Source organism: Calidifontibacillus oryziterrae, from assembly GCF_000331575.1.
GTDB classification, from domain to species: domain Bacteria; phylum Bacillota; class Bacilli; order Bacillales; family Bacillaceae_J; genus Calidifontibacillus_A; species Calidifontibacillus_A oryziterrae.
In genome coordinates, this window is the sequence record NZ_ANOK01000003.1 from 528,379 (window position 1) to 553,224 (window position 24,846).

A 24,846-nucleotide genomic window follows, 5' to 3' on the forward strand; every position below is an offset into this window, starting at 1 on the left:
TATCTTTGTTTTCAAAAATATTAGTTTCAAATCGAGGAGAAATAGCGTGTCGTGTCATTCGAACTTGCAAGAAAATGGGCATAAAAACTGTTGCCGTTTATTCAGAGGCTGACGCAGACGCTCCACATGTAAAAATGGCAGATGAAAGCTACTGTATTGGTAAACCACGGGTTCATGAGAGTTATTTGCAAATGGAACAAATAATCAATACAGCTAAACAAGCTGGAGCAGAAGCGATCCATCCTGGCTATGGTCTTTTGAGTGAGAATCATGAGTTTGCAAGAAAATGTACGGAAGCAGGTATTACTTTTGTTGGTCCAACAGCAAATGTCATTGAAAATATGGGAAGTAAGGTTGCTGCCAGAATCAAAATGATTGAAGCAGGAGTACCTGTTGTTCCTGGAACCGAACAAGCGTTAGCTGATATGTCTGAAGCTATTCAAGTTGCTGAGAAAATGGGCTATCCAGTCATGCTTAAAGCAAGCGCAGGTGGTGGCGGTATTGGCATGCAAATTGTTCAAAATCAAGTAGAATTAACAAAAGCATTTGAAGGAAATCAAAAGCGAGCACAAATGTTTTTTGGGAATGGAGATATGTATATTGAAAAATATATAGAGAATCCGCGTCATATCGAAATCCAATTATTAGCTGATCGTTATGGCAATACCGTTTATTTATGGGAACGTGATTGTTCTGTACAACGGCGTCATCAAAAGGTTGTTGAGGAAGCGCCATCACCATTTATAGATATAGAAACACGCATGAAAATGGGTGAGGTAGCAGTGAAAGCTGCCCAAGCAATTGGCTATGAAAATGCGGGAACGATCGAGTTTTTAATCGATGAACAAAAGAATTTTTACTTTTTAGAAATGAATACGAGATTGCAGGTCGAGCACCCTGTAACGGAAGAAATAACAGGGCTAGATCTTGTCGAGGAACAAATACGAATTGCAGCAGGTGAAGCATTACGTTGGGTTCAAGAGGATATTAATCCTGCCGGACATGCAATTGAGGTTCGTATTTATGCTGAGGACCCGACTACATTTTTTCCATCACCAGGAACGATCACAAATCTTGATCTTCCAAATGGAGAAGGGCTTCGTCATGAATTAGCTGTTCATGGTTCGTCTACTGTTACACCGTTCTATGATCCAATGATTGCAAAATTAATTTCGACTGGTGCTACTCGTAAAGAAGCGATCGATAGATTACTAGCTGCATTAGACCAATACAACATAGAAGGGATCAAAACGAACATACCGATGTTAAAGCAAGTTGTGTCCCACGAAGCATTTATAAATGGTGAAGCAACAACACAATTTGTAGAGCAGTACATTCATGTTAAAACGACTAAATCAAAATAAAAGTTATGATAGATATAGATTTTTGGCACCTTTTTAAAATACGACCAATGGAAAAATAGTTCAAATCAACACATTTCGCCAAAATCTGTATGATTATTGTGATATTAAGGAAATAGCATATATAAAAATTCGTAATAGAGGAGGTATTTATAATGGCAATGATTACTGCAAGTATGGCAGGTAACGTATGGAAGGTACTAGTTAAAGAAGGGGATTCAGTTTCAGAGGGACAGGATGTTGTAATTTTAGAATCTATGAAAATGGAAATACCTATTGCAGCAGAAGTAAGTGGAACTGTTAAATTAGTAAAAATTAGCGAAGGTGACTTTGTTAACGAAGATGAAGAACTACTAGTTATTGAGTAGCAGGGTGGGACGTTATTGTCCCCATATGCACTACTTTAGGTAGTGAGTGGGACGTTTAGGGTATCCATTGCATAATAGTTAGAAGTGGGATACGACGCAACTGTCTCTTTATCGCTATTAGTAAAGGGGTGGGACGATCTAAACCCCTTTACATATTTTTTATAGGAAATAGGAAAGGATGGTCAAAAATGAACCTTCCAAACTCCGTGATTATTAAAGAGGTGGGCCCAAGGGACGGGCTTCAAAATGAACAAGCGTTTATAAAAACAGAGGATAAAATTAAGTGGATTAATATGCTTTCAAATACTGGGTTGTCCTACATTGAAATATCATCATTTGTCCATCCGAAATGGATACCGCAGCTAGCAGATGCTCTCCAGGTTGCAAAAGAAATTACGCGTAATGACAAGGTTACATATGCTGCGTTAGTACCGAACGAGCGCGGCTTACAAGGAGCACTTGAGGCCCATATAGACGAAATTGCTGTGTTTATGTCTGCTAGTGAATCACATAATCGAAGCAATATAAACAAGTCAATTGACGAAACATATCCGGTTCTTAAACCCGTTATTCAAGGGGCATTAGAAGCAGGCAGGACGGTACGGGGATATGTTTCCACCGTATTTGGCTGTCCTTATGAGGGTGATGTTGCAAAGGAGTCAGTTTTGTCAGTTGCTGATAAGCTATTTGAGCTTGGGATTAGTGAATTGTCACTTGGGGATACGATTGGTGTAGCAAATCCAAAACAAGTTGAGGACATTTTGAGTGATGTTGAGCGCCATTTTCCAAAAGAAAAAATCGCTCTACATTTTCATGATACAAGAGGGACAGCACTTGCGAATACTTTAGTTGCATTAAATATGGGGTATTCGCGGTTTGATAGTTCACTAGGCGGACTTGGCGGTTGCCCATATGCACCAGGGGCATCTGGGAATCTTGCGACAGATGATCTTCATTATATGCTAGATAAAATGGGAATTTCAACGGGAATTGACCGAACTACGTTATTAAAAGCTGCACAGTTCATCGAAGAAAAAGTAGGGAAGAAGCTCCCAAGTCATTCTATGCAAGCGGAAAGATCATCATGTTCAAACCACAAAGCATAGTAGACTCGTGAAATCTAGTAGATTCAAAATTAATTATGAACTCTTAAAATTTTTGCAAAGTCAATAAATCAACAAATTGAAGAATCGAATAGTCCTATATCAACAAATTGAAGAATCGAATAGTCCTATATCAACAAATTGAAGAATCGAATATAGATACTGTCCTATATCAACAATTTATGAATTTAAAATTGATCATGTCATATTTGAGCAATTGAAAATTGAAGTATCGAATATTGATAATGTCGCATTTGAACAAATTGATAAATCTATTATTGATAATGTCGTATTTGAAAAAATTGATAAATCTATTATTGATAATGTCGTATTTGAACAATATGAGGAATAGAAAAAAATAAAAATACAGAAGGGGAGAATTTTATGTCTGAAACTGTATTGCTAGATGTGAACAATGGTATAGCTACATTGACATTGAATCGCCCAGAAGCAGCCAATGCTTTTTCAAGAAAAATGCTTTTTGAAATGCAAGAAGCGTTAGCAAAGATAAAATTTGATCAGCTGGTGCGCTGCGTTATTATTACGGGAGCCGGAGATAAGGTATTTTGTGCTGGAGCTGATTTAAAAGAGCGAAGAACGATGTCAGAACTTGAAGTGAAACAAACGGTTTCGCTTATTAGAGAAGTGATAAATGAAGTAGAACGACTTCCGATGCCGGTTATTGCTGCGATTAACGGTGCCGCTTTTGGTGGTGGCTTAGAGCTTGCATTAGCCTGTGATATTCGGATAGCAAGTCAATCCGCGCAAGTGGGCTTAACTGAAACGTCACTTGCTATTATTCCTGGTGCCGGCGGAACCCAACGATTGCCACGACTTATTGGAATTGGAAAAGCAAAAGAACTTATTTATACAGCAAGAAGAGTGGCTGCTTTTGAAGCGAAGGAGCTTGGAATTGTTGAGCATATTGTACCAAGTGAGGAATTAATAACAAAGGTTAATGAAATTGCAAATACAATTATACAAAATGGTCCAATCGCCATTTCTCAAGCAAAACTTGCGATCAACCGTGGAATCGAGGTTGATTTGCAAACAGGCTTACAAATTGAACAAATGGCATATGCAATAACGATTCCGACTAAGGATCGCCTTGAAGGCTTAACAGCTTTTAAGGAAAAAAGAAAACCAGATTATAAAGGGGAATGATCAATGAACATAACTAAAAAGGAGGATAAGCAAATGGCTAGTTCAACCGAGTTGCAGCAACGAATTGAAAAAATCAAAGCCGGAGGAGCTGAGAGCTATCACGAAAAAAATGCGGAAAAAGGCAAGCTATTCGTTCGTAATCGTTTAGAGCTTTTATTTGACGAAGGCATGGAAGTAGAAGATGCTTTTTTCGCAAATTGCTTAGAGGACGGACTACCGGCTGATGGTGTCGTGACTGGTATTGGGAAAATAAACGGGAAGACAGTTTGTGTAATGGCTAACGATTCAACAGTGAAAGCAGGTTCGTGGGGCTCGCGTACCGTTGAGAAAATAATACGTATTCAAGAAACAGCTGAAAAACTTCAAGTACCAATGCTATATTTGGTTGATTCAGCTGGCGCACGGATTACGGATCAAATTGAAATGTTCCCAGGGCGACGTGGCGCAGGTCGGATTTTTTATAATCAAGTAAAGCTCTCTGGGAAAGTACCGCAAGTTTGCTTGTTGTTTGGACCTTCCGCAGCTGGTGGTGCTTATATTCCAGCGTTTTGTGATATTGTTGTGATGGTTGATGGCAATGCTTCGATGTATTTAGGTTCGCCACGTATGGCGGAAATGGTCATTGGCGAAAAGGTAACATTAGAGGAAATGGGCGGGGCAAAAATGCATTGTTCCGTATCCGGTTGTGGGGATGTTCTTGTAAAAACAGAAGAAGAGGCAATTGCGTTTGCACGACGTTATTTATCATATTTTCCGCAAAGCTATAAGGAGAAGTCTGCTGTTGTGGAGTCTACCAACGCTAAAAAATTTGAAAAATCTATAGCTGAAATCATCCCAGAAAATCAAAACGCACCTTTTAATATGTATGATTTGATCGACCGTTTTGTTGATGAAGATTCTTTTTGCGAAATTAAAAAGTTATTTGCACCTGAAATCATAACTGGCTTAGCAAGATTGAACGGGCAAGCAATCGGGATTATCGCAAATCAACCACGCGTGAAAGGAGGCGTATTGTTCCATGATTCTGCCGATAAAGCCGCGAAATTTATCACCTTATGTGACGCTTATCATCTTCCTTTATTGTTCTTAGCTGACATCCCTGGCTTTATGATTGGTACGAAGGTGGAGCGAGCTGGCATTATCCGTCACGGTGCGAAAATGATTTCGGCGATGAGTGAAGCAACGGTTCCGAAAATTTCAGTTATTGTCCGTAAAGCATATGGCGCCGGTCTTTACGCAATGGCAGGCCCTGCCTTTGAACCAGATTGCTGTATAGCGTTCCCATCTGCGCAAATCGCGGTGATGGGTCCAGAGGCTGCTGTAAATGCTGTTTATGCCAATAAAATTGCTTCCCTTCCTGAAAATGAGCGGGCAGCATTCATTGAGCAAAAACGAAACGAGTACAGGGAGGATATCGATATATACCGCCTAGCTTCAGAGATGATTATTGATGGGATTATCGAACCAAACGAATTAAGAAAGGAATTAATCAGTCGTTTTGATATGTATTCATCTAAATATCAGGTTTTTACGGAAAGGAAACATGGAGTATATCCTGTTTAGAAAGACTTATATTGGAATGGCATTTTGAGAACGGTAGATAGTAGGAAAATACTATCTACCGTTTTCGAATTATGTATAAAAATAAAGTATATTTATCTAGTAAATAGTATAAAAATATATAAAACTTTCAATATATTGTATTTTTATAAGATTAATGGTAAAGTGAAATAGGGAGTAAGTTGTATATTTTTACAAAAAGGGGAGGAAATTCTAGTGGGAAAAGGTTTAATGTCTCATCAAATGAGAAAATGGGGTGGTTTGACTTTATTTGTGTTTTTGTTAACTACGTTATTTATTCTTGGTGGATGTTCAGGTCAAAAAGCCAGTACTGTTACAAATGACAACAATACGACCAGTTCGCCACCTCAAAGTAATACCTCGGAAACAAATGAAAGCGCTTTCGAAAATAAAGAAGCATCGAGTATGTCTGATGTAGTGACTTATGAAACTCACGTGAAAGATTTAATTGCCAGCAATTGTTTAGCCTGTCATGGTAGTGATGCCCCAACAATGGATGAGTTTAGCAAGGATCCGGACAAATATTCCGCAATGATGAGGGGACCGCGTTATGATAGTTATGAAAATCTCCTAGTAGTTGTAAATGGTTCTGAAGCTGGAGCATTAATGAGAAGATTGGATGACGGTACAAATAAAGAGGATGGCCAGCCAGGTAATATGTATCAAAATCTTGGTGCTTCAGATGAAGAGAGGCAGAAAAATCTGGCGATGCTTAAGCAATGGGTTGGTCATTGGACTTTAAAACATGCTGATGAATTAACAGATGAAGATCGAGCTAAATTTACTGTTTATAAAAATAATGAAGATGCCGAAGCACATGGAAGCGCTGCGCTAACTTCTGAAAATGTGACTTATGAAACTCACGTGAAAGATTTAATTGCCAGCAATTGTTTAGCCTGTCATGGTAGTGATGCCCCAACAATGGATGAGTTTAGCAAGGATCCGGACAAATATACCGCAATGATGAGGGGACCGCGTTATGATAGTTATGAAAATCTCCTAGTAGTTGTAAATGGTTCTGAAGCTGGAGCATTAATGAGAAGACTGGATGACGGTACAAATAAAGAGGACGGCCAGCCAGGTAATATGTATCAAAATCTTGGTGCTTCAGATGAAGAGAGGCAGAAAAATCTGGCGATGCTTAAGCAATGGGTAGGTCATTGGACTTTAAAACATGCTGATGAATTAACGGACGAAGACAGGGCAAAATTTAATGTCCCTGAAAAATAATTCGTCAAAATTCGTGAATTAGAAATCATGAAAGATTTAAATGAATGTGATACAAATATTTGAAAGAACGAAAAGGAGTCGGGTTATTCCGACTCCTTTCAAAAATTTCTATATATCTTTTAAGATTTTATCATTTAAAAATTTTTTCCCAAGATCGCGGATCGCTTCAACTGTATGCGGATTTTCTAGTGATGATAAATCACCAGCATCTTTGTTTAAAAAGCCAGCTTTCATGGCTCGTCGCATTACTTTTGCATTCCTTGTTTTCGGTAAGTCATCAACGAAGAAAATTTCCTTTGGCTTTAAGGCTTTTCCTATTTTTTCGGCAACTAAATCCATGGCTTCCTGTTTGACTTTCTTCTTATCTACTTGATTGTCTTTTAACACAGCAAAGCATATGGCCACTTCACCTTTCACATCATCAGGGATACCAATTGTTCCAGCTTCAACAATGTTTTCGTGCTCAACTAAAATCGACTCCAGTTCAGCAGGCCCAAGCCGCTTTCCAGCAACATTTAAAATATCATCTGAGCGACCAGTAATCGTGAAAAACCCATCAGAGTCTTTAATTACCCAATCTCCATGCACCCATGTATCCGCCCACCGTGACCAATAGGAATTTTCATAGCGTTCCGGCTCGTTCCAAAAGCCATTTGTCATTCCTACCCATGGTTTTGTAATCACGAGCTCGCCAACTTCATTAAGAACCGGATCTCCATTCTCGTTATATACATGGACAGACATACCTGGAATTGGTGAGTTAAACGTAATCGGACCAATTGGCTTTACGAGAACATTACCTAAAATTCCGCCAGATATTTCTGTACCTCCAGAATAATTGAAAATAGGAATACGTTTACCGCCAACATGCTCAAACAACCACATCCAGGGCTCTGGATTCCAAGGCTCTCCTGTAGAGCCGATGACACGGAGATTCGAAAGATCATGCTTTTTTGCCCAAGCTTCCCCATGCTTCATTAATGAACGGATTAGAGTAGGGGAAATGCCAAGATGGGTAACATGATGATTACTAGTCACTTCCCAAATTCGGTCAGGGTTTGGGAAATCCGGTGTTCCTTCAAACAAAACAATACTTGATCCGTTGATTAAACCACCAAACACGAGGAAAGGCCCCATCATCCAACCCATATCTGTATACCAAAATAGCGTATCGCCATTTTTTACATCCATTGCGATTCCGGCATCAAAAGCTGCTTTTATCGGAAAACCAGTATGTGTGTGTACAGCACCTTTTGGTTTTCCAGTTGTACCTGATGTATAAAGGAGCATAAGCGGCTCGTCATGATCCATTTCCATAGTTATTAGTTCACTTTCTTGACTTGAACCTTTTTCGATAAGTTCGTCCCATGCAATATCTCGAACAGATTGCCATGGTATATCTATATTTAGTCTCCGGACAACTACTACTTTTTCAATTGATGAGGACAGACCAACTGCTCGGTCGGCTTCATCCTTCATCAAAACTGTTTTCCCACGACGAAGATAACCATCAGCTGTAATAAGCATTTTTGCTTCAGCAGCATTTATTCGCGTTGCAACTGCATCAGCACCATAGCCAGAAAAGGCAGGAGAGAAGATTGCCCCAATTTTTGCAATTGCTAGCATTGCAATCATTGTTTCAGGAATCATAGGCATATAAATTGTAATGACATCACCTTTTTGAATACCTTCAGCAGCTAAACCCTTTGCAGCTTTGGTCACTGAATCATTTAATTGTTCAAATGTGTAACGAATAACTTTGCCATCATCACTTTCCCAAATCAATGCGGTATCGTTTTTAGTTGTTTCTGAAAGAGCCCATTTTTCAACCGCATTATAAACAACATTAAATTTACTGCCTTCGAACCATTTCGGCCACTTAAGCCCATTCGCAAGGTTTAACGTTCGCTCATATGGTTTATACCATTTTAAATCTAGTGTTTTTGTAGCTTCATCCCAAAACCACTCAATATTATCGATTGATTTTTCATAGAAATCTTCATATGTATGAAAACCTAGCTTTTTCATCCATTGATATAATCTCGTTGATTCAATGTAAGCTGTATTTGGAAACCAAACCGCCTTATTAGACATATAGTACCCCCAAAATAATTATAATATTATCAGAATATTCTTAACTATATAGTTATTTTACTACAAACCACTCAATTTAGAAAGTTATAAACACAAGAAACTGTAATAAAAGTATAAAAAAATAAAGACATTTGCGATGCGGTTTTTATCGCCACAATCCACAATAAAGAAAGAGTGCAGGAGCACTCTTTTAGAAGTTATATTTATATTTATGAGAGGAAATCGAATTTTTTATATTTAAAAGATAAAAATAGAATTAATGATGACAAAAAAATAAAGGAGATATGATGGGAAAAGTACTTAACAAAACAGGATGGAACCTAGATAACAGTTATTCACGTTTGCCGAATGTGTTTTACACCCAACTGAATCCAACTCCGGTCATTTCACCGAATTTGATAATTTTAAACGAAATGTTGGCGAAATCATTAGGATTGAATAGTAAAGCATTAAGAAGTAAAATTGGAATTTTTGCTGGAAGTGATATTCCTGACGGTTCATTGCCTCTAGCGCAAGCATATGCAGGACACCAATTTGGGCATTTTACGATGTTAGGGGACGGCAGGGCGATCCTTCTTGGAGAGCAAATTACCCCGCAGGGAACGAGGTATGATATTCAGCTTAAAGGCTCGGGTAGAACACCATACTCACGGGGTGGCGATGGTCGTGCTGCGCTTGGACCAATGCTCCGCGAATATATTATAAGCGAAGCGATGCATGCACTCGGTATTCCAACTACTCGTAGTCTAGCTGTAGTAACGACAGGTGAGGTAGTAATTCGAGAAACTGATTTGCCAGGTGCAATTTTAACCCGTGTAGCTTCAAGTCATATCCGTGTAGGAACATTCCAATATGCATCAGTATGGGGTACAACGGAAGAACTAAAAGCGTTGGCTGATTATACAATACATCGTCATTTTCCCGAAATAGACCAAGTTGAAAACCGCTATCTTTCGTTGCTAAGAGAGGTCATAAAACGACAGGCATCACTTATTGCAAAATGGCAGCTTGTTGGTTTTATACACGGAGTAATGAATACAGACAATATGGCTATAAGTGGCGAAACAATTGATTATGGACCATGTGCTTTTATGGATACTTATGATCTGGCAACCGTCTTCAGTTCCATTGACCGCCATGGTCGCTATGCTTATGGCAACCAACCATCAATTGCTGGCTGGAATCTAGCTCGTTTTGCGGAAACTCTATTACCACTGTTACATGAAAATGCCGAACGGGCAGTTAATTTAGCTCAAGATGAGATTTCACGTTTTATGGATTTATATAAAAAAAATTGGCTAGCTGGAATGAGAGCAAAGCTTGGGCTTTTTAATGAAGAGAAAGAGGACGAATCCTTAATGGACGAGCTGCTTACCTTAATGGAAAAAAATCGTGCTGACTATACGAATACGTTCCTAGCTTTAACGTTTGATCGCTACAAGAATATGGATTTGTTTGTAACGAAGGAATATGCTGAATGGCAATTGCGTTGGCAGGCAAGATTAAAAAGGCAGAAGAAATCAACAGAGGCTGTAAAGAAGTTAATGCGCGAACGTAATCCTGCGCTAATTCCTCGGAATCATCGCGTAGAAGAGGCGCTAGAGGCTGCAGTTGAAAGGGGAGATTACCGTGTGATGGAAAAACTTCTTCATGCACTATCTAATCCTTACGCTCATTCCGCTGAACAGGCTGAGTATGCAACTTTGCCGCCACCTTCAGCATGCCAGTATAAAACATATTGTGGTACTTAATTTTTTTATGGTAGAAAATCATAATAGAGCTCAAAATATTAATATGGTTAAGATTTTAAATGGATGAAATCATTTATATAGTAAAAACTTACTATCGACAGTAAGCATTTTATGAAAACAATGAGGAGCTTCGACAGAAAAGCTCCTCGTGTTAAACTATTTTAATCCTTCGGCATATTTAATTTGTTAATGGCATTTTTTAGATCCTCATTTTTGATATGTGTATAGATCATCGTTGTCTGAACCGATGAATGACCAAGCTGACGTCTTAATTTTGGAACATCGTTAATTTCAGCATGATATCTCGTCGCAAACGAATGTCGCAATTTATGAACGGATAGCGACGGTTTACCAAAAGAGATCGCATATTTTTCAACTAATTTTTCGATAGCGCGAGGGGTTAGTCGTCTTGATTTTCCTTTTGGCCCCATTGGAGCTGATATAAACAGTGCTTTATTGTTTTTTTCGACTTTATAGCGTGCATTTCGAATTTCAAGATACGTTAACAAGTCTAACATTGCTTGCTCGCTGAAATAAACGTATTGTTCTTTATTTCCTTTGCGAATCACACGGGCACAGGATTTTTTAAAATCAATGTCGCTAATATCAAGACCAACAAGCTCAGAAAGTCGCAAGCCGGATCCGAGAAATAATGATACAATCGCGGTATCCCGTTCACGGTTAAATGTATAAAAATTTACTTTTTTCTTATCATCCTGGACAATTTGCAAGTAATCATTTGCAACAAATGCACGAAATTGCTCATATTCATCTCCTATTAGGATTTTTCCTTCCATCCGATTGGCCGTTGTTTCTTGATCTTCTTTAACGCTATTGAGTTCAATTTTTGCCATTACATTACGGCTTATGTAAGGCTGTAAATCGTCTGTTTCTGCGATATTTTGTAAGTAATTAAAAAGGGATTTTAACGCTGATAGCTTTCTATTTATTGTAAGATCTTTATTATTTAACTCGAATTTTAAAAAACTAAGAAAATCTTCAATTTGCTGGGTCGTTAACTTTTCGAGAAGGGGAAGTGGGACATCCTTCATTGACCCTTCAAAAAAGCCTTCTGATAACAACCAACTGAAAAATATTTTAAAATCATGACAATAATTTAATAATGACGCAGCCGATAATTTCCGACGTTTTTTATCAATGTATTCTTCAACATACCATGGAAGTTCGGTTAAAATTGCTTCTAATTTGTTATAAAATTGCTGTTGACCAGGTCGAGCCATGAAAAATCACCTCGGAATTTCGAAATTTGAACACGAAATTTTGACACATAGTCACAAATTTGTGATCAAACGATTTTTTGTTTGAAATTTAATTAATTTGATAACATATGTAGTTAATTTTTTTTTTTGAATATAAATTTAATCTGGCAACGAAAAGATAAACTATTTATAAAAATATAAAATATGTAAGGTTCGGTTAAGAAATAAAAGATAATTTCACAGTATTTACGATTATAGTATAGCTGAATTTTGCTATTTAACTGGGTTTAGGTTTATTATAACGAAGGGCTTATCATTTGTATATATTAAATTACGTCAAATTTATATTTTACGTAATAATGTGTATTTTGGTGGGGGACCTAAACTGTCTTCTTCTCCCAATTTATGCTTGTTTTAAAAAGAAAATTGAGTTTGTAGATCTAGGTTTTTAAAAAAAATTCCTATATTCTTTTTTAAATTCCTCTAATTTTGCGTAGTTCGAGGTTCTATACCATTTGTACTGTGGACAGCATATGTGTTTTAAATGTAAAATATTAATCAGTGTATTTTTGTGGTATGTTTCTAATTAGAAATATTTACTTACATAATATCTCAATCATAATATCTCAATGTGTAATGCTGCTAGTATCATAATTGTTGTCTACCTATTCAATTGATTACGAAAGGATGTTTTGCTTTGATTCGGGTTTTGTTTGTATGTCTCGGAAACATTTGTCGCTCACCGATGGCTGAGGCAGTGTTTCGCGATTTAATTCAAAATGAAGGTTTAGCTGGAAAAATAGAAGTCGATTCTGCCGGTACGGGTAACTGGCACATTGGTGAGCCCCCGCACCGTGGTACTCGTAAGAAGCTTGATGAGGTAAAAATTGATTATAGCATAATAAAGGCACGTCAAATAAGCGTTTCTGATCTTGATCAATTTGACTATGTAATTGCAATGGATGAAAAAAATTTGATAGATATTCATGCTATTGCTCAAGAAAATCCGACTGCTTATATTGCCCGTCTATTGGATTTTGTTAAACATAATCCTTCTAAGGATGTTCCAGATCCTTATTTTACTGGTAACTTTGACTTAACATATGATTTAGTAAAAGAAGGCTGTGAGCATTTGCTGGCGTTTATCCGCGAACGTGAGCAAATTTAAGGTTTAGAAAAAATTAAGAAAGCAGTATGCTCATAACATTGCATACTGCTTTTCATAATGTGTGAATCGATTTTTCTTTATTTTATCGTAATAAATCTTTGCACGCTTTCTCGACCGTAGGATAGTTAAAATGGAATCCAGATTCTAGAGCATTTTTAGGGAGAACTTTTTGTCCATCTAGAAGCAGCCGTGACATTTCGCCAAACATAAGCTTTAGAACAAACGCTGGTACAGGAAACAGGTGTGGTCGACGTAGCACCTGCCCAACTGTGCGACCAAATTCATCATTTGTTACAGGTGTTGGTGCTGTGGCGTTTATTGCTCCATTGATGGTTTCATTTATTATACAATGTTCGATTAGCTGTACAAGATCACCAATATGAATCCAGGATAGCCACTGCTTACCGGTCCCCACTTTGCCGCCGACAAAAAGCTTATAAGGAAGAATCATTTTCGGCAGTGCCCCACCATCCTTACCTAAAACAACACCAAGTCTTAACTTAATTATTCTTGTGTATGGTTTCATTAGATCTGCCGTACTCTCCCATTCTTTCACGACTTTAGCTAAAAAATCATTGCCACTTTGTGTGCTTGTTTCATCAAATACGACTGTATCTGACATTCCATAAATTCCAATAGCCGAACCATTGATAACAACTTTAGGCCTCGAATGTAGTCTTTGGACAATTCCTGTTACAGTTTTCGTAGAGCAAACTCTTGATTCCAAAATTTTTTCTTTAGCATTGGCGGTCCAACGTTGATTGATTGTCTCTCCGGCTAAATTGATGAAAGCATCGGCTTGTTCGAGAAGTCCAACATCTTGTTGGAGCTCCTTCCATGTTACATATTGTACAAGTGAGTTTACTTGTGCCAACAATTGCGCTCCATCATTAACCCCGGAATGACGTTCTATTCCGTTCTTTGCACCTAGTCTTTTTTCAAGATGAATGTTACGTTTTGTACGAGAAACTAGTACAACATGAGCCCCTTTTTTTGTGAAGTATGAAATAAGATGTTTGCCAATGAATCCACTGCCACCAAATAAAACTATTTTCATAGTGAACTCTCCCTCCCTATAGAAAACCTCTCACACATAAGATCACGTGTGTTATCAATTAATCTTTACAATAAAATATGTCCCGTCAATAGGTTACAATATACAAGCACGAATATTGCATTTGAATTAATATGTATGTATCGTTTTAGGAAGAACTATCCAATTTTTGGTCTTTTATCGTTATTTTTTAATTATAATTGATTAATATAGTTTTATTTCATTATATATCAATTTTACAAATATTGGGGGTATTTCATCTTAATGGCCAATACTTACTTTTTTACGGGATTTCCGGGATTTATAGCGACCTCGCTTATAAAGCAATTGATTCATGATGGCTATAAGTTCGAACGAATTTATTTGCTTGTGTTGCCGAATATTTATGAAAAAGCAAAACAAGAAGTAGATAAAATTAGTAAGGAAGAAAACACTGACATAAATAAGCTTGTTGTGATTCAAGGTGATATTACAAAACCAAATCTTAGTATCAATGAAGAGACAAACCTAGAATTGCAAAAAACAGTTACCCACGTTTTTCATTTAGCTGCGATTTATGATCTTGCGGTTCCAAAAGAACTAGCTGAAAATGTCAATGTAAATGGCACGAAAAATGTAAATGAATGGGCTTTAACCCTTCATAAAATTGATCGGTATGTATATTTTAGTACGTCTTACGTAGCGGGGACTCGTGAAGGAAAAATACTCGAAACAGAGCTTGTGATGAACCAAACGTTCAAAAACCATTATGAACGAACAAAATATGAAGCTGAAGTTTTAGTACAGGAAATGGCGAACTCCATTCCAACTACGATTATCCGTCCTGGAATCGTTGTGGGCAACTCAATAACTGGTGAAACGATAAAGTTTGATGGCCCTTATTTTATCTTAAACTTCTTTGATAGATTGCGATTTTTACCTTTTATCCCCTATCTTGGTAGAGGTGAAGCTGAAGGAAATTTCGTTCCAGTTGATTATATCTTTTCGGCAACGATTTATCTTGGACATGCAAATGTTGGGATTGGGAAAACCTATCAATTAACCGATCCAAATCCTTACAAAGTCAAGGAGGTTTATCGAATGTTAATGAAGGAATATCTTGGCATGGAGCCATTTGGAACGATCCCATTATCAGTGGCAAAGTGGTTTCTTTCCTACTCAATTTTTAGAAAATGGTTACGGGTGGAAAAAGAAGCATTAGATTATTTCACATGCATGGCTCAATATGATTGTACCGAAGCTCACAATGATTTAAAAGGCTCAGGAATCAGCTGCCCGGATTTTAAAGACGTTATCCCAACAATGGTGAAGTTTTATAAAGCACATAAAAATGAAATTGATAAACAGCTAAAAATCAACTAATATCAAAAAATTAAGGCAAAGCTTGCAGCCGCTCATTCAGTCGAAACGGTATAATAATAGAAAGATGGTTACACATAATATAAACTAAATTTTCTTCTGATCTTCCATTGAGGTGGTAAAATTCATGAAGTCCAATCTAACTGAAAATTTTCGTCAACTCGTAGTAGAGCAAAAGAATTTTTTTCGCTCCAATAAAACGAAGGATATTTCTTTCCGGATTGAAGCACTGAAAAAGCTAAAAACGGCGATAAAAAATAACGAAAAACTGCTAATGGCTGCGCTGAAAACTGATTTAAATAAGTCTGAATTTGATGCGTATACGACTGAAATTGGCATTATTATTGCAGAAATAAATTTTACCCTTCGTCATCTACAATCTTGGGTGAAGCCAGAAAAGGTCAAAACACCGTTAACTCATATCGGTTCCACGAGCTACATATATTCGGAGCCTTACGGTGTTGCTCTGATTATTTCGCCATGGAATTATCCTTTTCAACTGGCGATTGCGCCATTGATCGGTGCGATTGCTGCAGGGAATTGTGCTGTTATAAAGCCGTCTGAGTTAACACCAAAAACATCTGAGCTAGTAGCCACTCTTATTGATGATATTTTCCCCGTGGACTACATTTCAGTTGTTGAAGGTGATGTGGAAACAAGCCAAGCGTTGCTAAATGAAAAATTCGATTACATCTTTTTCACTGGCAGTGTCCCTGTTGGGAAAATCATTATGGAAGCAGCTGCAAAAACGTTGACGCCGGTTACGTTGGAGTTAGGTGGGAAAAGTCCTTGCATCGTACATGAGGATGCGAATCTAAAAATAGCAGCAAAGCGCATTGCTTGGGGGAAATATGTGAATGCTGGGCAAACATGCGTTGCCCCCGATTACTTATATGTACATCATGCGATCAAAGCTGAATTTTTGGAGCTGCTAAAACAAGCGATTGAAGAGTTGTATGGAAAAGAGCCGTTACATAATCCGAATTTCACTCGAATCGTCAGTGAAAGGCATTTTAATCGCCTCCGTTGCTTTGTGAAATCTGATAAAACGATTATTGGTGGCGGATGGGATGAAGCAAAGCTAATGATTGAGCCAACTGTACTTGCGGATATTACATGGAATGATTCTGTCATGGATGATGAGATTTTTGGACCGATTCTCCCAGTATTAGAGTACAGCACTATTTCTGAGGTGGTTGAAGGGATTCAAAATCATCCTAATCCTCTGGCCCTTTATTTGTTTACAGAAAGCGATACTGTACAACGTGAAGTTCTTAATAGCATTTCCTTTGGCGGTGGCTGTGTAAATGATACCGTCTATCATCTCAGCTCCCCTTACCTGCCATTTGGTGGCGTTGGCACAAGTGGGATGGGTGCCTATCATGGCAAAGGTAGCTTTGATACGTTTTCTCACAGAAAAAGCGTGTTAATGCAAACAACACGCTTTGATATTCCGTTTCGTTATCCAAATTTGAAAAATGGATTAGAAAAAATAAAATTGTTTTTGAAATAATAAACAGCAATCCAATTTTCGATTGCTGTTTAATCATCTTAAAACTCTCGATTGCTATAAAATTTAAGTGAGATTAAATATGAGATCACAATCAATAGTATTAGTGGTATCAACGTTAGAACGAGCATTTCGATTGTTGAGCGCACACTAAAGAACTCCATTATTGCAGTTGTTGAATAGTAATCCATATTACTAATAATCATTGTCACACCAATTACAAATGTAAAGAATATAATAAAGTTTGGCAATTTAGCTTTCGTATACCCCCATTTTATAATAAGTGGCAAAGCTAATGCTGTAAAAATTGTGACTGAAACAATTGCTCCAATAATGGCATCAATTGTAAACCATCGCTCTTTTAATGGAACTTGCATAAGTGTAATTACGAAATAAAGAATAAAGTTAACTATTGTTGCATAAAGTGCGAACACAAAGACAGAAATATATTTTGATAACACAATAGTGCTTTTTTTGATAGGAAGACTAACTAGCATCATATCGCTGTTTGTTTTGTCATCCATCATACTTGCCCCAAGTGCTAAGCTGTAACTGATCGCTAAAATACTTATACTTAAGCCTGCAGGACCCAAATTTGAAAGGGTGACTAGGAAAAAAGCAATTAAAAGTAAAGATATCAGCATGTTTTTTTTCTGAATTAATATATCTTTTTTAATAAGATGAAGCATATTGATCCCCCTTTCTTGTTAAATACACCATGATATCCTCAATTGTTGGTTTTTCGATTACAACAGAATCCCCAAACATCTGTCTAACTTCTTTTTTATTCTTTGATAATGCTGCAAAGCCATAGCTATTTACTTTTACTCCAATGAACATCTCTTTAAGATTTGTGCTTAGTTTTTCTTTGCTACCTTTGACAACACAGTAATCTTCAATTAATTCATCCTTTGTTTTACTTAACATAATCTCACCGTTATGAATTAATGTGATATAGTCGGCAATTTTATCTAAGTCCGAAGTAATGTGTGTTGAGAAGAAAACGGACTTATTTTCATCCTCAATTATCGCTTGGAGAATTTCCAAAAGCTCACTCCGTATAAGCGGGTCAAGTCCGGAAGTTGGTTCATCCATAATGAATAGTTCTGCATGATGTGAAAGCGCGATCGCTAAAGAAAACTTCATTTTCATACCCTTTGATAATTGTTTAATTTTCTTTTTTATTGGTAGGTTAAATTCATAAACATACTTTGCAAATGCCGTTTCGTCCCAGTGTTTGTAAAATGGTCGAATAAAATTCTTCATTTCATCTACAGTCAATTGTTCATAATAGTAGTTTTCGTCGTAGACAAAGCCAATTTTCTCTTTAATTTCAATTTCATTTTTCACATGGTCTAAGCCAAAAATTTCAATCATACCACTATCTTTTTTAATTAGATTCATTATCAGCTTGATTGTCGAGCTTTTACCAGCTCCGTTCGGGCCTATAAAGCCCATAATATATCCTCTTTCAAGTGAAATATTAATATTTTTTAATGCAAATCCTTTATAATCCTTTGATACATTTGTAATTTCGAGAATGTTAGGCATTTCTAGCCCTCCTAATTATTAATACTTCGATTCTTTTTGAACGATTCTTTCTGTATAATTCATAAGTTTTGCAGTTTCCATATGCATCTTCTTTTTACTACTATTCTTCTATTCTTCATAAAGAAGCTTCAGCATTTCTTCAAGCTCCTCTAGCGTTAAACCGACGAGCTTTGCAGTTGCTACCGCCTCGCTCATTTTTTCTTCGACCATTTTAACCTTCGTTTCTCTTAACATTTCTTTGTTCATTTCCGCTACAAATGAACCTTTGCCGGCAACTGTTACAATATATCCGTCTCTTTCTAGTTCGTCATATGCTCGTTTTGTCGTGATAACACTGATTTTCAACTCTTTCGCTAAATTTCTGATCGATGGAAGCGGCTCTGATTCCCTTAGCTCCCCCTTCACAATCTGTTCTTTTATTTGATCAACAATTTGCAAGTAAATTGGCTCATCTGAAGTATTCGATATAATTATTTTCACAACTGGTATCCCTCAATTCTTTACAATGCATATATCGTTCACTTTGTATATGTTGTTCATACTGTATATGTTCATTATATACAGTATGAACAATAGTGTCAACAGTGTTAACAATAAAAAAATCCTATTCACTAAGAATAGGACTTAAATATTTGGAAGGCTCAAAATAATAATCTATTATCTTTTCTGGCATCCCTAGGTAATACCCCTGAAACATATTAATGCCAAGACGTTGAGCGATTTTAATCATTTCCTTGTTTTCGATGCCTTCTAATACAACTTTTATGTCATTACAATTGCAATATGATAACAATGCCTTTATCATATCTTGCTTTTTATGGGAAAAGACTAGATCATTTGCAAAATAACGATCTAGTTTTAAATAATTTGGCTCGATTTCGATGATCGATTGAATCGTTGGCCAGCCTTTCCCAAAATCATCAATTGCAACTAAGAACCCGTACTTCCTTAATAATTGTATTCTTTGACCTAATAATCGTTGATCAAAAGTATCCGTTTCATTAATTTCAAAGATTATCTGGTTGCAAACAGAATCGTACTGTCTATAAATATCTTCAATAAATGTTGGGAAAGTATTATTTATCAGAGTCGATGGAAAGACGTTAATAAATATCATAACATCCCCTTGCATTAAATTAGTTAGCTGTATGGCCTTATGAATGGACTTTGTGTCCAGATCATAAAGCTTATTATTTTGTTTGGCAGCTTTAAATATATTATCGGGTGAATCAAAATTAGTGCGTAATAAAAGTTCGCCACCGACTAGGGTGTCACTATTTAAATTTAAAATTGGCTGAAAGTAATGCTCAAATTGTTCCTGTTCAATCAGTAGATTTAATAATTCACCTTGTAACAAATTGATTCTCCTTCCGCTTCCGTAGTAAAACAAAAAAATCCACCAAAAGGTGGATTCATCGTTTTACATAGCCATCCTTTTGGTAGCCCGGCTGCCGTAGTAATAATTAAACATTAGGCCCGTGGCTTTGCGTCCCTATTTTTCAATAGGTTTGCCTTTATCACTGGAATTAAATCTTATATGAAAATTATGGATAAACTAGGTGGTTATTTCCGTGAAATTTATCACAAATTCCTTTTTAAATATGGATTGAAAGTGAAGTACTAAAAACAAGCACTATTCCTTCCCTTATAACATAAGAAAAAACTTCGGGAATATAATTTAGAAACTAATTATTTTGAGGGGGATGCTCACCTTGTGGAATAACCCATCAGCTACTAGCCACGCTGCCGATGATTCGCAAAGCAATATGCTTATTGCTCCTGAGTATAAAGCTTCTAGTCCTGAATCATTAACGGAACAAAAATTTATTGAGCGGTCACTAACAGAGAACAAGTTCTGGCTTAGAATTATGAAGGAACATGCGTTGTTTCTAGGAGAGGGGTTTAATCGAAAGGATAAAAATTTAATTCAACAAACCGATAGATTTTTTGTGCATTTTGAACAGCTTGAAAGAAGATCTCATCAGACTCCCAAAACAGTGCACGATGTAAGAAGATTAAATGAAGATAGCATACAGTTAGTTTATGGCTTTAGAAATTTTAAAAGAAATCTTTTAATTCTAATCATAAATTGTAAAGTGACAGGCTTTAATTTTCCATTACTTGTGGATCATATTGCACGTGAAGCAGAATATTTTATCAGGAGTTTACAGAAATTTAATCAAGGGATTTTGGACCCTATCCAAGATGCGATTATAAATGAAAATGTTTTTTGGTTGCGGATCATGTTGGAGCATTCACGTTTTATATCCCAACTTATTGACAGCTCAGAACGAAATTTAGTGATTACAGCAAGAAAGTTTGCAGATGACTTTGAAATCCTTCTGAATCAAGCTAGAGATGTAGAATCTATGCTTTATAATAAGGAACCTGTATATCCTATTATTGGAAAGATGAACAAGGATAGTGAAAGTGCCGCAACTGAATTAAGAGATTTCAAAAAGGCTGGGTTAGAATTAATTAAATCATGTCAAATAAAGAGTGTTGTGAATCCATTATTGGCAGACCATGTTGTCAGAGAAGCAGAGCACTTCTTGTATATGATTCATGCTTTAGAGAATCGATTAGAAAAAAAGCAAAAAGAAGGCACAATGTAGATTATGAAAGTATACCTATACGCACAATATTTTAATCGGTTATAAGTAGAATTGCTGCTGAACAACAGAGCGATATTATCCTGCGACCAAGTTTTGTGAATTTTAATAATTCAATTCAATCACATAAAGTTATGCTTGTTCATTGTTCGGCAGCTTTCTCTATCCCTCCTATTTCTCCCTCCTATTTGCTAACCTCTACCTCTTCTATAAGCTCTTCTAAAAATTGAAAAATTAATTGAAACGCTTTTTCAAGTGGTAATTCATTTTGAAACCCTTCGACAAAGTTTAGTCCGAAATTTAAATCCCAAAGTCCGTCAGCTTGATTAAACATTAAATCAAAGGTTGTTTCATTGCCTTGTAGTTTAGTATGGAGTATGTTTTTTAGTGCTGTACCGTATTTCTTTTGCAGTTTTAGTCCTAAGATCACATCGTATGTTCTAAAGACATCGTCTACTTCCAGACAGACCCCATCTACTCCAAGCTCCTCAAACGATTTTGCTTCTAAATAAATGTATTCGTTTTTATGTTTCTCCAAATATTGAAGTGATTGCTTCAAAAAGTTACGGGATTCAACCGCTATCCCCTCATCTGTTTCTTTAATGCATCTTTCAATATAGACATCCCCTAGGTCAAAATTTGAATTTCGCATGCTTATTCCTCCATTGCATAATTGTTATTTCCTCATTTTCCTTAATTGTACCGAAATTTTCATACCGATTAAAGTTTGCCTCAAAAATACTACGAAAAAAATGGGTGCAATTCCTATTGCTCACTTTCTTGAATTATAGTATAGTACATTACAACAGTAATGCACTATACTGGTCGAAGGAATAGTATCGAGAAGTTTTTACAAAGTAGACAATTTACATAAATGAGAATGAACTGTAAGCGTTTGGAGGTGAGATATTGATTTTAGATCATGATGGAACAACGCCAATTTATGTACAAATCGCGCAATGGTTAGAAACGGAAATATTAGCTGGACGCATTCTGACTGATGAAAAAGTGTATTCGCAATATCAGTTGGCTGAAATGTTCAATATTAATCCGGCGACAGCAGCCAAAGGATTGAATTTGCTAGCAGACGAGCAAATTGTTTATAAAAAACGAGGTCTTGGTATGTTTGTCACCGCACAAGCCCAAGAGATTATCCTTACAAAACGAAAGGAGCAAACGTTGAAAAAGCTCGTACAACAACTTGTTGCCGAGGCGAAACGACTTCATGTTAATGAGGATGAACTAATTTCAATGATACAACAAGCAAGTAGAAAAGGAGATGATGACGAAAATGACAGTGATTGAATGTAATCAATTAACAAAAAAGTATCGAAACCAACGAGCGTTACACAATGTATCGTTTTCGATTGAAAAAAATACAATTACGGGTCTAATCGGACGAAATGGAGCGGGCAAAACAACACTTTTGAAAATTATCGCAGGTTTTTATAAACAATCCTCTGGTGAGGTTCGCGTTTTTGGGGAAAATCCATTTAACAATCTTAAAGTTTCACAAAATATGATTTTTATTGATGATCAGATGATCCTCCCCCCTGCTTTAAGCTTAAGCGATACCTTAGTGGAAGCTAGTGACTTTTATCCGAATTGGGATATGACACTTGCCCGACGACTCTTTGACTATTTCTCGTTTGATCCAATGCAGTACCATTCGAAATTATCAAAGGGTATGAAAAGCACGTTTAATACAATCATTGGTTTAGCAGCGCGTACCCCTTTAACAATTTTTGATGAGCCTACAACCGGCATGGATGCCGCTGTTCGTAAAGATTTTTACCGGGCATTACTTAAAGAATATCTTGAGCACCCACGAACGATTGTTTTATCTAGTCATTTATTACATGAAATTGAAGATTTACTTGAAGATATTTTATTAATCGACAAAGGCGAAAAAAAACTCCATATGAAGGTTGATGAGTTGAAGCAATATGCGATCGGTGTTAGTGGTCCGTTCGATGCGATTGATAACTGGACGATCGATAAAGAAATTTTATATAAAAAAGAAGTTGGTGCGAACGGACGGTATGTCGTTGTAAAAAATGATTTTCCTGATCGATTTCTTGAGCAAGCACAACAAATGGGCTTTCAAGTTTCAGCCGTTTCAGCCGAGGATATCTGTATGTATGTTACAAGTAAAACGAAAGGTGGAATCGATGATGTATTTAGCAAATGCTAGTATCGGCGACATTATAAAAAAGCAGTATCGCTTTAAAATGCGCGCTTATATATGGGCCTTTATTGCTTTAATGGTTGCGCAGCTAGCTGCTTTTGGATTTTCAATCCTTAGCGGTAGTGGGATGATGGGAACTAGTTTTGGTGACCTTTCGGTAAAAGTAACCTACTATGATGGGAATTTGCTTGTCACATTTACGTTATTATGGGCATTTACAACTGGCACTACCCTTACGACTAAGCAAACAAGATACGGTGATTTTGCTTTTGCCACGAATCGTTTAACAAGTCATTTATCTAATATTGCTTTTATCGTTACAGCTAGTATTATTGCAGGAATCACCACGATGCTTGCAAGCAATTTGCTAAAGGTATGTGTTATTTTTTGGGGCGATATAAATAATATGGTGTATGATTTTATCCCGATTTCTTTTCTTGAACTAGTCATTGGCATACTGGCAACAACGTTGTATGCCATTCTGATCGCTGCGATTGGTTATATAATCGGAATGCTTGTCCAACTAAGTAAGGTGTTTATTTTCGTCATACCTGCTTTCTTCATTGTTTTAACTATGAATGGCGGAGATTTTAGTATAGAGGATATCGTGATGTTTTTTAGCAAAGAATCATCGTTATTCTTGTTTGCGGTAAAGGTGTTGGTGACGATTGGGATTTTGTTTATCACCTCTATTCTTATTTCAAACCGATGGGAGGTTAGACGATGAATGCATTGTTGGTTCTCGTTATTTTGATCATCATTGCGATTATTTTTAGCTCAGCAACAAAATCAGCTAGCTATAAAATGATCCTTTTTACCGGTAAAATCATTGATTATGTTTTAATCGTCTATGTAGCTCTACTTTTCGTTGGTTCAATAGCTTATGTTGGATTAGCGATGAAGGCAGACTCTATGAATAGCCAGCGTGCAGCCAATGAAGAAATCAAAAAAGCGTTTGAAGCTGCTGACAACTTTTACCGCTATTTAGAAGAAGGGAAATTGGCAGAGGCTGAAGGTGTGTACGTCAATGAAAAGTGGCAGTTTCCTTATGAGGACAATCGCTTAGCTATCACTAGTTCACCATTAAGTGGGAATCAACCTCGAGTCATTGTTGAAAGAATGTACGAAGCAGCTGGCAACCAGCAAATTGAAGTTGTTCAATATATGACGAAATCCATCATTGATGGTTTTGATTATAGCGATTATGTAAAACCACCGAAAATCACAGTTGATTATCAAAGGATGAAAATCGAACAACCTGATCGAACAGAAATCAAGCATGCAAAAATAACAAAGGAATTTACAATCAACCAATTTACCGCTGAACGTTATAATACTGACCGTTTTTTTGATGGTGTAAACATTGCCAGAGGTGAAAATGTGTTGTATTTACGAGTCCCTGCTTCGATTGAAGTCGTCGAAGGAAAAGGTGTTGCCTTGCAGTTTGTAGAGTCAGTGGATTGAGGGAATAATGACTTCCTATTTTACTAATTTTACAATAAACTGGAAGCTAGAAACTACTAAAGTGTGGT

Annotated in this window: 24 protein-coding genes and 1 riboswitch; of the genes, 16 read left to right on the forward strand and 8 right to left on the reverse strand. The window is 36.8% G+C overall.

From position 1 onward, the window contains the following. Positions 1-5: 5 nt before the first annotated feature. From D612_RS0102660 to D612_RS19790, 7 genes are all read left to right on the forward strand, one after another. Positions 6-1,364 (forward strand): acetyl-CoA carboxylase biotin carboxylase subunit, encoded by a 1,359-nt coding sequence (locus D612_RS0102660; RefSeq protein ID WP_017753936.1) that lies wholly within the window; start codon positions 6-8, stop codon positions 1,362-1,364. Between the two features lie 152 nt (positions 1,365-1,516). Then, a complete protein-coding gene (locus tag D612_RS0102665; protein WP_017753937.1) occupies positions 1,517-1,729 on the forward strand; it encodes an acetyl-CoA carboxylase biotin carboxyl carrier protein subunit in 213 nt (70 codons plus the stop codon). Between the two features lie 188 nt (positions 1,730-1,917). Further along, on the forward strand, positions 1,918-2,835 hold the full coding sequence (locus D612_RS0102670; protein ID WP_017753938.1) for a hydroxymethylglutaryl-CoA lyase: 918 nt from the start codon (positions 1,918-1,920) through the stop codon (positions 2,833-2,835). Between the two features lie 214 nt (positions 2,836-3,049). Then, entirely contained in the window at positions 3,050-3,184 is a 135-nt protein-coding gene (locus tag D612_RS20025; protein ID WP_017753939.1) for a hypothetical protein, read from the forward strand. A gap of 32 nt (positions 3,185-3,216) precedes the next feature. After that, a complete protein-coding gene (locus tag D612_RS0102680) occupies positions 3,217-3,996 on the forward strand; it encodes an enoyl-CoA hydratase (protein WP_017753940.1) in 780 nt (259 codons plus the stop codon). 33 nt (positions 3,997-4,029) lie between these two features. Beyond that, positions 4,030-5,559, forward strand: a complete 1,530-nt coding sequence (locus D612_RS0102685) for an acyl-CoA carboxylase subunit beta (RefSeq protein ID WP_407637445.1) — start codon at positions 4,030-4,032, stop codon at positions 5,557-5,559. A gap of 213 nt (positions 5,560-5,772) precedes the next feature. Next, a complete protein-coding gene (locus D612_RS19790) occupies positions 5,773-6,807 on the forward strand; it encodes a polysaccharide deacetylase family protein (protein WP_017753942.1) in 1,035 nt (344 codons plus the stop codon). A gap of 108 nt (positions 6,808-6,915) precedes the next feature. Here D612_RS19790 and D612_RS0102700 read toward each other — a convergent pair whose 3' ends face one another. Beyond that, on the reverse strand, positions 6,916-8,901 hold the full coding sequence (locus tag D612_RS0102700; protein WP_017753943.1) for an AMP-binding protein: 1,986 nt from the start codon (positions 8,899-8,901) through the stop codon (positions 6,916-6,918). 287 nt (positions 8,902-9,188) lie between these two features. On the opposite strand from D612_RS0102700, the gene D612_RS0102705 reads away from it, so the two are divergent. Beyond that, on the forward strand, positions 9,189-10,652 hold the full coding sequence (locus D612_RS0102705; RefSeq protein ID WP_017753944.1) for a protein adenylyltransferase SelO: 1,464 nt from the start codon (positions 9,189-9,191) through the stop codon (positions 10,650-10,652). A gap of 161 nt (positions 10,653-10,813) precedes the next feature. Here D612_RS0102705 and xerS read toward each other — a convergent pair whose 3' ends face one another. Beyond that, positions 10,814-11,893, reverse strand: coding sequence for a tyrosine recombinase XerS (gene xerS / locus D612_RS0102710; RefSeq protein ID WP_017753945.1), 1,080 nt, complete (start codon positions 11,891-11,893; stop codon positions 10,814-10,816). A gap of 676 nt (positions 11,894-12,569) precedes the next feature. Here xerS and D612_RS0102715 point away from each other — a divergent pair. Then, positions 12,570-13,040: a low molecular weight protein-tyrosine-phosphatase gene (locus D612_RS0102715; RefSeq protein WP_017753946.1), complete on the forward strand. Its 471-nt coding sequence runs from the start codon at positions 12,570-12,572 to the stop codon at positions 13,038-13,040. Positions 13,041-13,122: 82 nt separating this feature from the next. On the opposite strand, the gene D612_RS0102720 is transcribed toward D612_RS0102715, so the two are convergent. Next, positions 13,123-14,097, reverse strand: a complete 975-nt coding sequence (locus D612_RS0102720) for a TIGR01777 family oxidoreductase (RefSeq protein WP_017753947.1) — start codon at positions 14,095-14,097, stop codon at positions 13,123-13,125. Positions 14,098-14,358: 261 nt separating this feature from the next. Here D612_RS0102720 and D612_RS0102725 point away from each other — a divergent pair, with 261 nt between their 5' ends. Both D612_RS0102725 and D612_RS0102730 read left to right on the forward strand, forming a co-directional pair. Continuing rightward, the gene (locus D612_RS0102725; RefSeq protein ID WP_017753948.1) at positions 14,359-15,456 is read left to right on the forward strand and encodes an SDR family oxidoreductase; all 1,098 of its coding nucleotides are present in this window, start codon (positions 14,359-14,361) and stop codon (positions 15,454-15,456) included. 124 nt (positions 15,457-15,580) lie between these two features. Beyond that, positions 15,581-16,966, forward strand: coding sequence for an aldehyde dehydrogenase (locus D612_RS0102730; protein ID WP_017753949.1), 1,386 nt, complete (start codon positions 15,581-15,583; stop codon positions 16,964-16,966). Between the two features lie 38 nt (positions 16,967-17,004). Here D612_RS0102730 and D612_RS0102735 read toward each other — a convergent pair whose 3' ends face one another. The 4 genes from D612_RS0102735 to D612_RS0102750 form a co-directional block, all read right to left on the reverse strand. Further along, positions 17,005-17,652 (reverse strand): ABC-2 transporter permease, encoded by a 648-nt coding sequence (locus tag D612_RS0102735; RefSeq protein ID WP_017753950.1) that lies wholly within the window; start codon positions 17,650-17,652, stop codon positions 17,005-17,007. Beyond that, positions 17,636-18,514 (reverse strand): phenol-soluble modulin export ABC transporter ATP-binding protein PmtA, encoded by an 879-nt coding sequence (pmtA, locus tag D612_RS0102740; RefSeq protein WP_017753951.1) that lies wholly within the window; start codon positions 18,512-18,514, stop codon positions 17,636-17,638. Before pmtA ends, D612_RS0102735 begins: the two co-directional genes overlap by 17 nt. A gap of 108 nt (positions 18,515-18,622) precedes the next feature. Next, positions 18,623-18,994, reverse strand: coding sequence for a GntR family transcriptional regulator (locus D612_RS0102745; protein ID WP_017753952.1), 372 nt, complete (start codon positions 18,992-18,994; stop codon positions 18,623-18,625). A 124-nt stretch (positions 18,995-19,118) separates the two neighbouring features. Beyond that, positions 19,119-19,871 (reverse strand): EAL domain-containing protein, encoded by a 753-nt coding sequence (locus D612_RS0102750; protein ID WP_017753953.1) that lies wholly within the window; start codon positions 19,869-19,871, stop codon positions 19,119-19,121. A 78-nt stretch (positions 19,872-19,949) separates the two neighbouring features. After that, a riboswitch (cyclic di-GMP riboswitch) is annotated at positions 19,950-20,037 on the reverse strand. Positions 20,038-20,280: 243 nt separating this feature from the next. On the opposite strand from D612_RS0102750, the gene D612_RS0102755 reads away from it, so the two are divergent. Beyond that, positions 20,281-21,129 (forward strand): DUF2935 domain-containing protein, encoded by an 849-nt coding sequence (locus D612_RS0102755; protein WP_407637446.1) that lies wholly within the window; start codon positions 20,281-20,283, stop codon positions 21,127-21,129. A 181-nt stretch (positions 21,130-21,310) separates the two neighbouring features. On the opposite strand, the gene D612_RS0102760 is transcribed toward D612_RS0102755, so the two are convergent. Next, positions 21,311-21,778, reverse strand: a complete 468-nt coding sequence (locus D612_RS0102760) for a hypothetical protein (protein ID WP_017753955.1) — start codon at positions 21,776-21,778, stop codon at positions 21,311-21,313. Between the two features lie 257 nt (positions 21,779-22,035). On the opposite strand from D612_RS0102760, the gene D612_RS0102765 reads away from it, so the two are divergent. The 4 genes from D612_RS0102765 to D612_RS0102780 are packed head-to-tail and all read left to right on the forward strand — an operon-like array spanning position 22,036 to position 24,778. After that, positions 22,036-22,431, forward strand: coding sequence for a GntR family transcriptional regulator (locus D612_RS0102765; RefSeq protein WP_017753956.1), 396 nt, complete (start codon positions 22,036-22,038; stop codon positions 22,429-22,431). After that, positions 22,418-23,320: an ABC transporter ATP-binding protein gene (locus tag D612_RS0102770; RefSeq protein ID WP_017753957.1), complete on the forward strand. Its 903-nt coding sequence runs from the start codon at positions 22,418-22,420 to the stop codon at positions 23,318-23,320. The genes D612_RS0102765 and D612_RS0102770 overlap by 14 nt, the downstream gene beginning before the upstream one ends. Next, positions 23,301-24,041: a hypothetical protein gene (locus tag D612_RS0102775; protein WP_017753958.1), complete on the forward strand. Its 741-nt coding sequence runs from the start codon at positions 23,301-23,303 to the stop codon at positions 24,039-24,041. The genes D612_RS0102770 and D612_RS0102775 overlap by 20 nt, the downstream gene beginning before the upstream one ends. Then, positions 24,038-24,778 carry a hypothetical protein gene (locus D612_RS0102780; protein ID WP_017753959.1) on the forward strand — a complete coding sequence of 247 codons (741 nt, stop codon included), beginning with the start codon at positions 24,038-24,040 and terminating at the stop codon, positions 24,776-24,778. Before D612_RS0102775 ends, D612_RS0102780 begins: the two co-directional genes overlap by 4 nt. Positions 24,779-24,846: the final 68 nt, after the last annotated feature.

Coding starts and splice junctions, on each gene's coding strand:
- D612_RS0102685 (WP_407637445.1), top strand. CDS start 4,030: ATGGCTAGTTCAACCGAGTTGCAGCAACGAATTGAAAAAATCAAAGCC.
- D612_RS0102730 (WP_017753949.1), top strand. CDS start 15,581: ATGAAGTCCAATCTAACTGAAAATTTTCGTCAACTCGTAGTAGAGCAA.
- D612_RS0102705 (WP_017753944.1), top strand. CDS start 9,189: ATGGGAAAAGTACTTAACAAAACAGGATGGAACCTAGATAACAGTTAT.
- D612_RS0102775 (WP_017753958.1), top strand. CDS start 23,301: ATGTATTTAGCAAATGCTAGTATCGGCGACATTATAAAAAAGCAGTAT.
- D612_RS0102735 (WP_017753950.1), bottom strand. CDS start 17,652: ATGCTTCATCTTATTAAAAAAGATATATTAATTCAGAAAAAAAACATG.
- D612_RS0102780 (WP_017753959.1), top strand. CDS start 24,038: ATGAATGCATTGTTGGTTCTCGTTATTTTGATCATCATTGCGATTATT.
- D612_RS0102670 (WP_017753938.1), top strand. CDS start 1,918: ATGAACCTTCCAAACTCCGTGATTATTAAAGAGGTGGGCCCAAGGGAC.
- D612_RS0102760 (WP_017753955.1), bottom strand. CDS start 21,778: ATGCGAAATTCAAATTTTGACCTAGGGGATGTCTATATTGAAAGATGC.
- D612_RS0102700 (WP_017753943.1), bottom strand. CDS start 8,901: ATGTCTAATAAGGCGGTTTGGTTTCCAAATACAGCTTACATTGAATCA.
- D612_RS0102725 (WP_017753948.1), top strand. CDS start 14,359: ATGGCCAATACTTACTTTTTTACGGGATTTCCGGGATTTATAGCGACC.
- xerS (WP_017753945.1), bottom strand. CDS start 11,893: ATGGCTCGACCTGGTCAACAGCAATTTTATAACAAATTAGAAGCAATT.
- D612_RS0102770 (WP_017753957.1), top strand. CDS start 22,418: ATGACAGTGATTGAATGTAATCAATTAACAAAAAAGTATCGAAACCAA.
- D612_RS0102680 (WP_017753940.1), top strand. CDS start 3,217: ATGTCTGAAACTGTATTGCTAGATGTGAACAATGGTATAGCTACATTG.
- D612_RS0102755 (WP_407637446.1), top strand. CDS start 20,281: ATGCTTATTGCTCCTGAGTATAAAGCTTCTAGTCCTGAATCATTAACG.
- D612_RS0102665 (WP_017753937.1), top strand. CDS start 1,517: ATGGCAATGATTACTGCAAGTATGGCAGGTAACGTATGGAAGGTACTA.
- D612_RS0102720 (WP_017753947.1), bottom strand. CDS start 14,097: ATGAAAATAGTTTTATTTGGTGGCAGTGGATTCATTGGCAAACATCTT.
- pmtA (WP_017753951.1), bottom strand. CDS start 18,514: ATGCCTAACATTCTCGAAATTACAAATGTATCAAAGGATTATAAAGGA.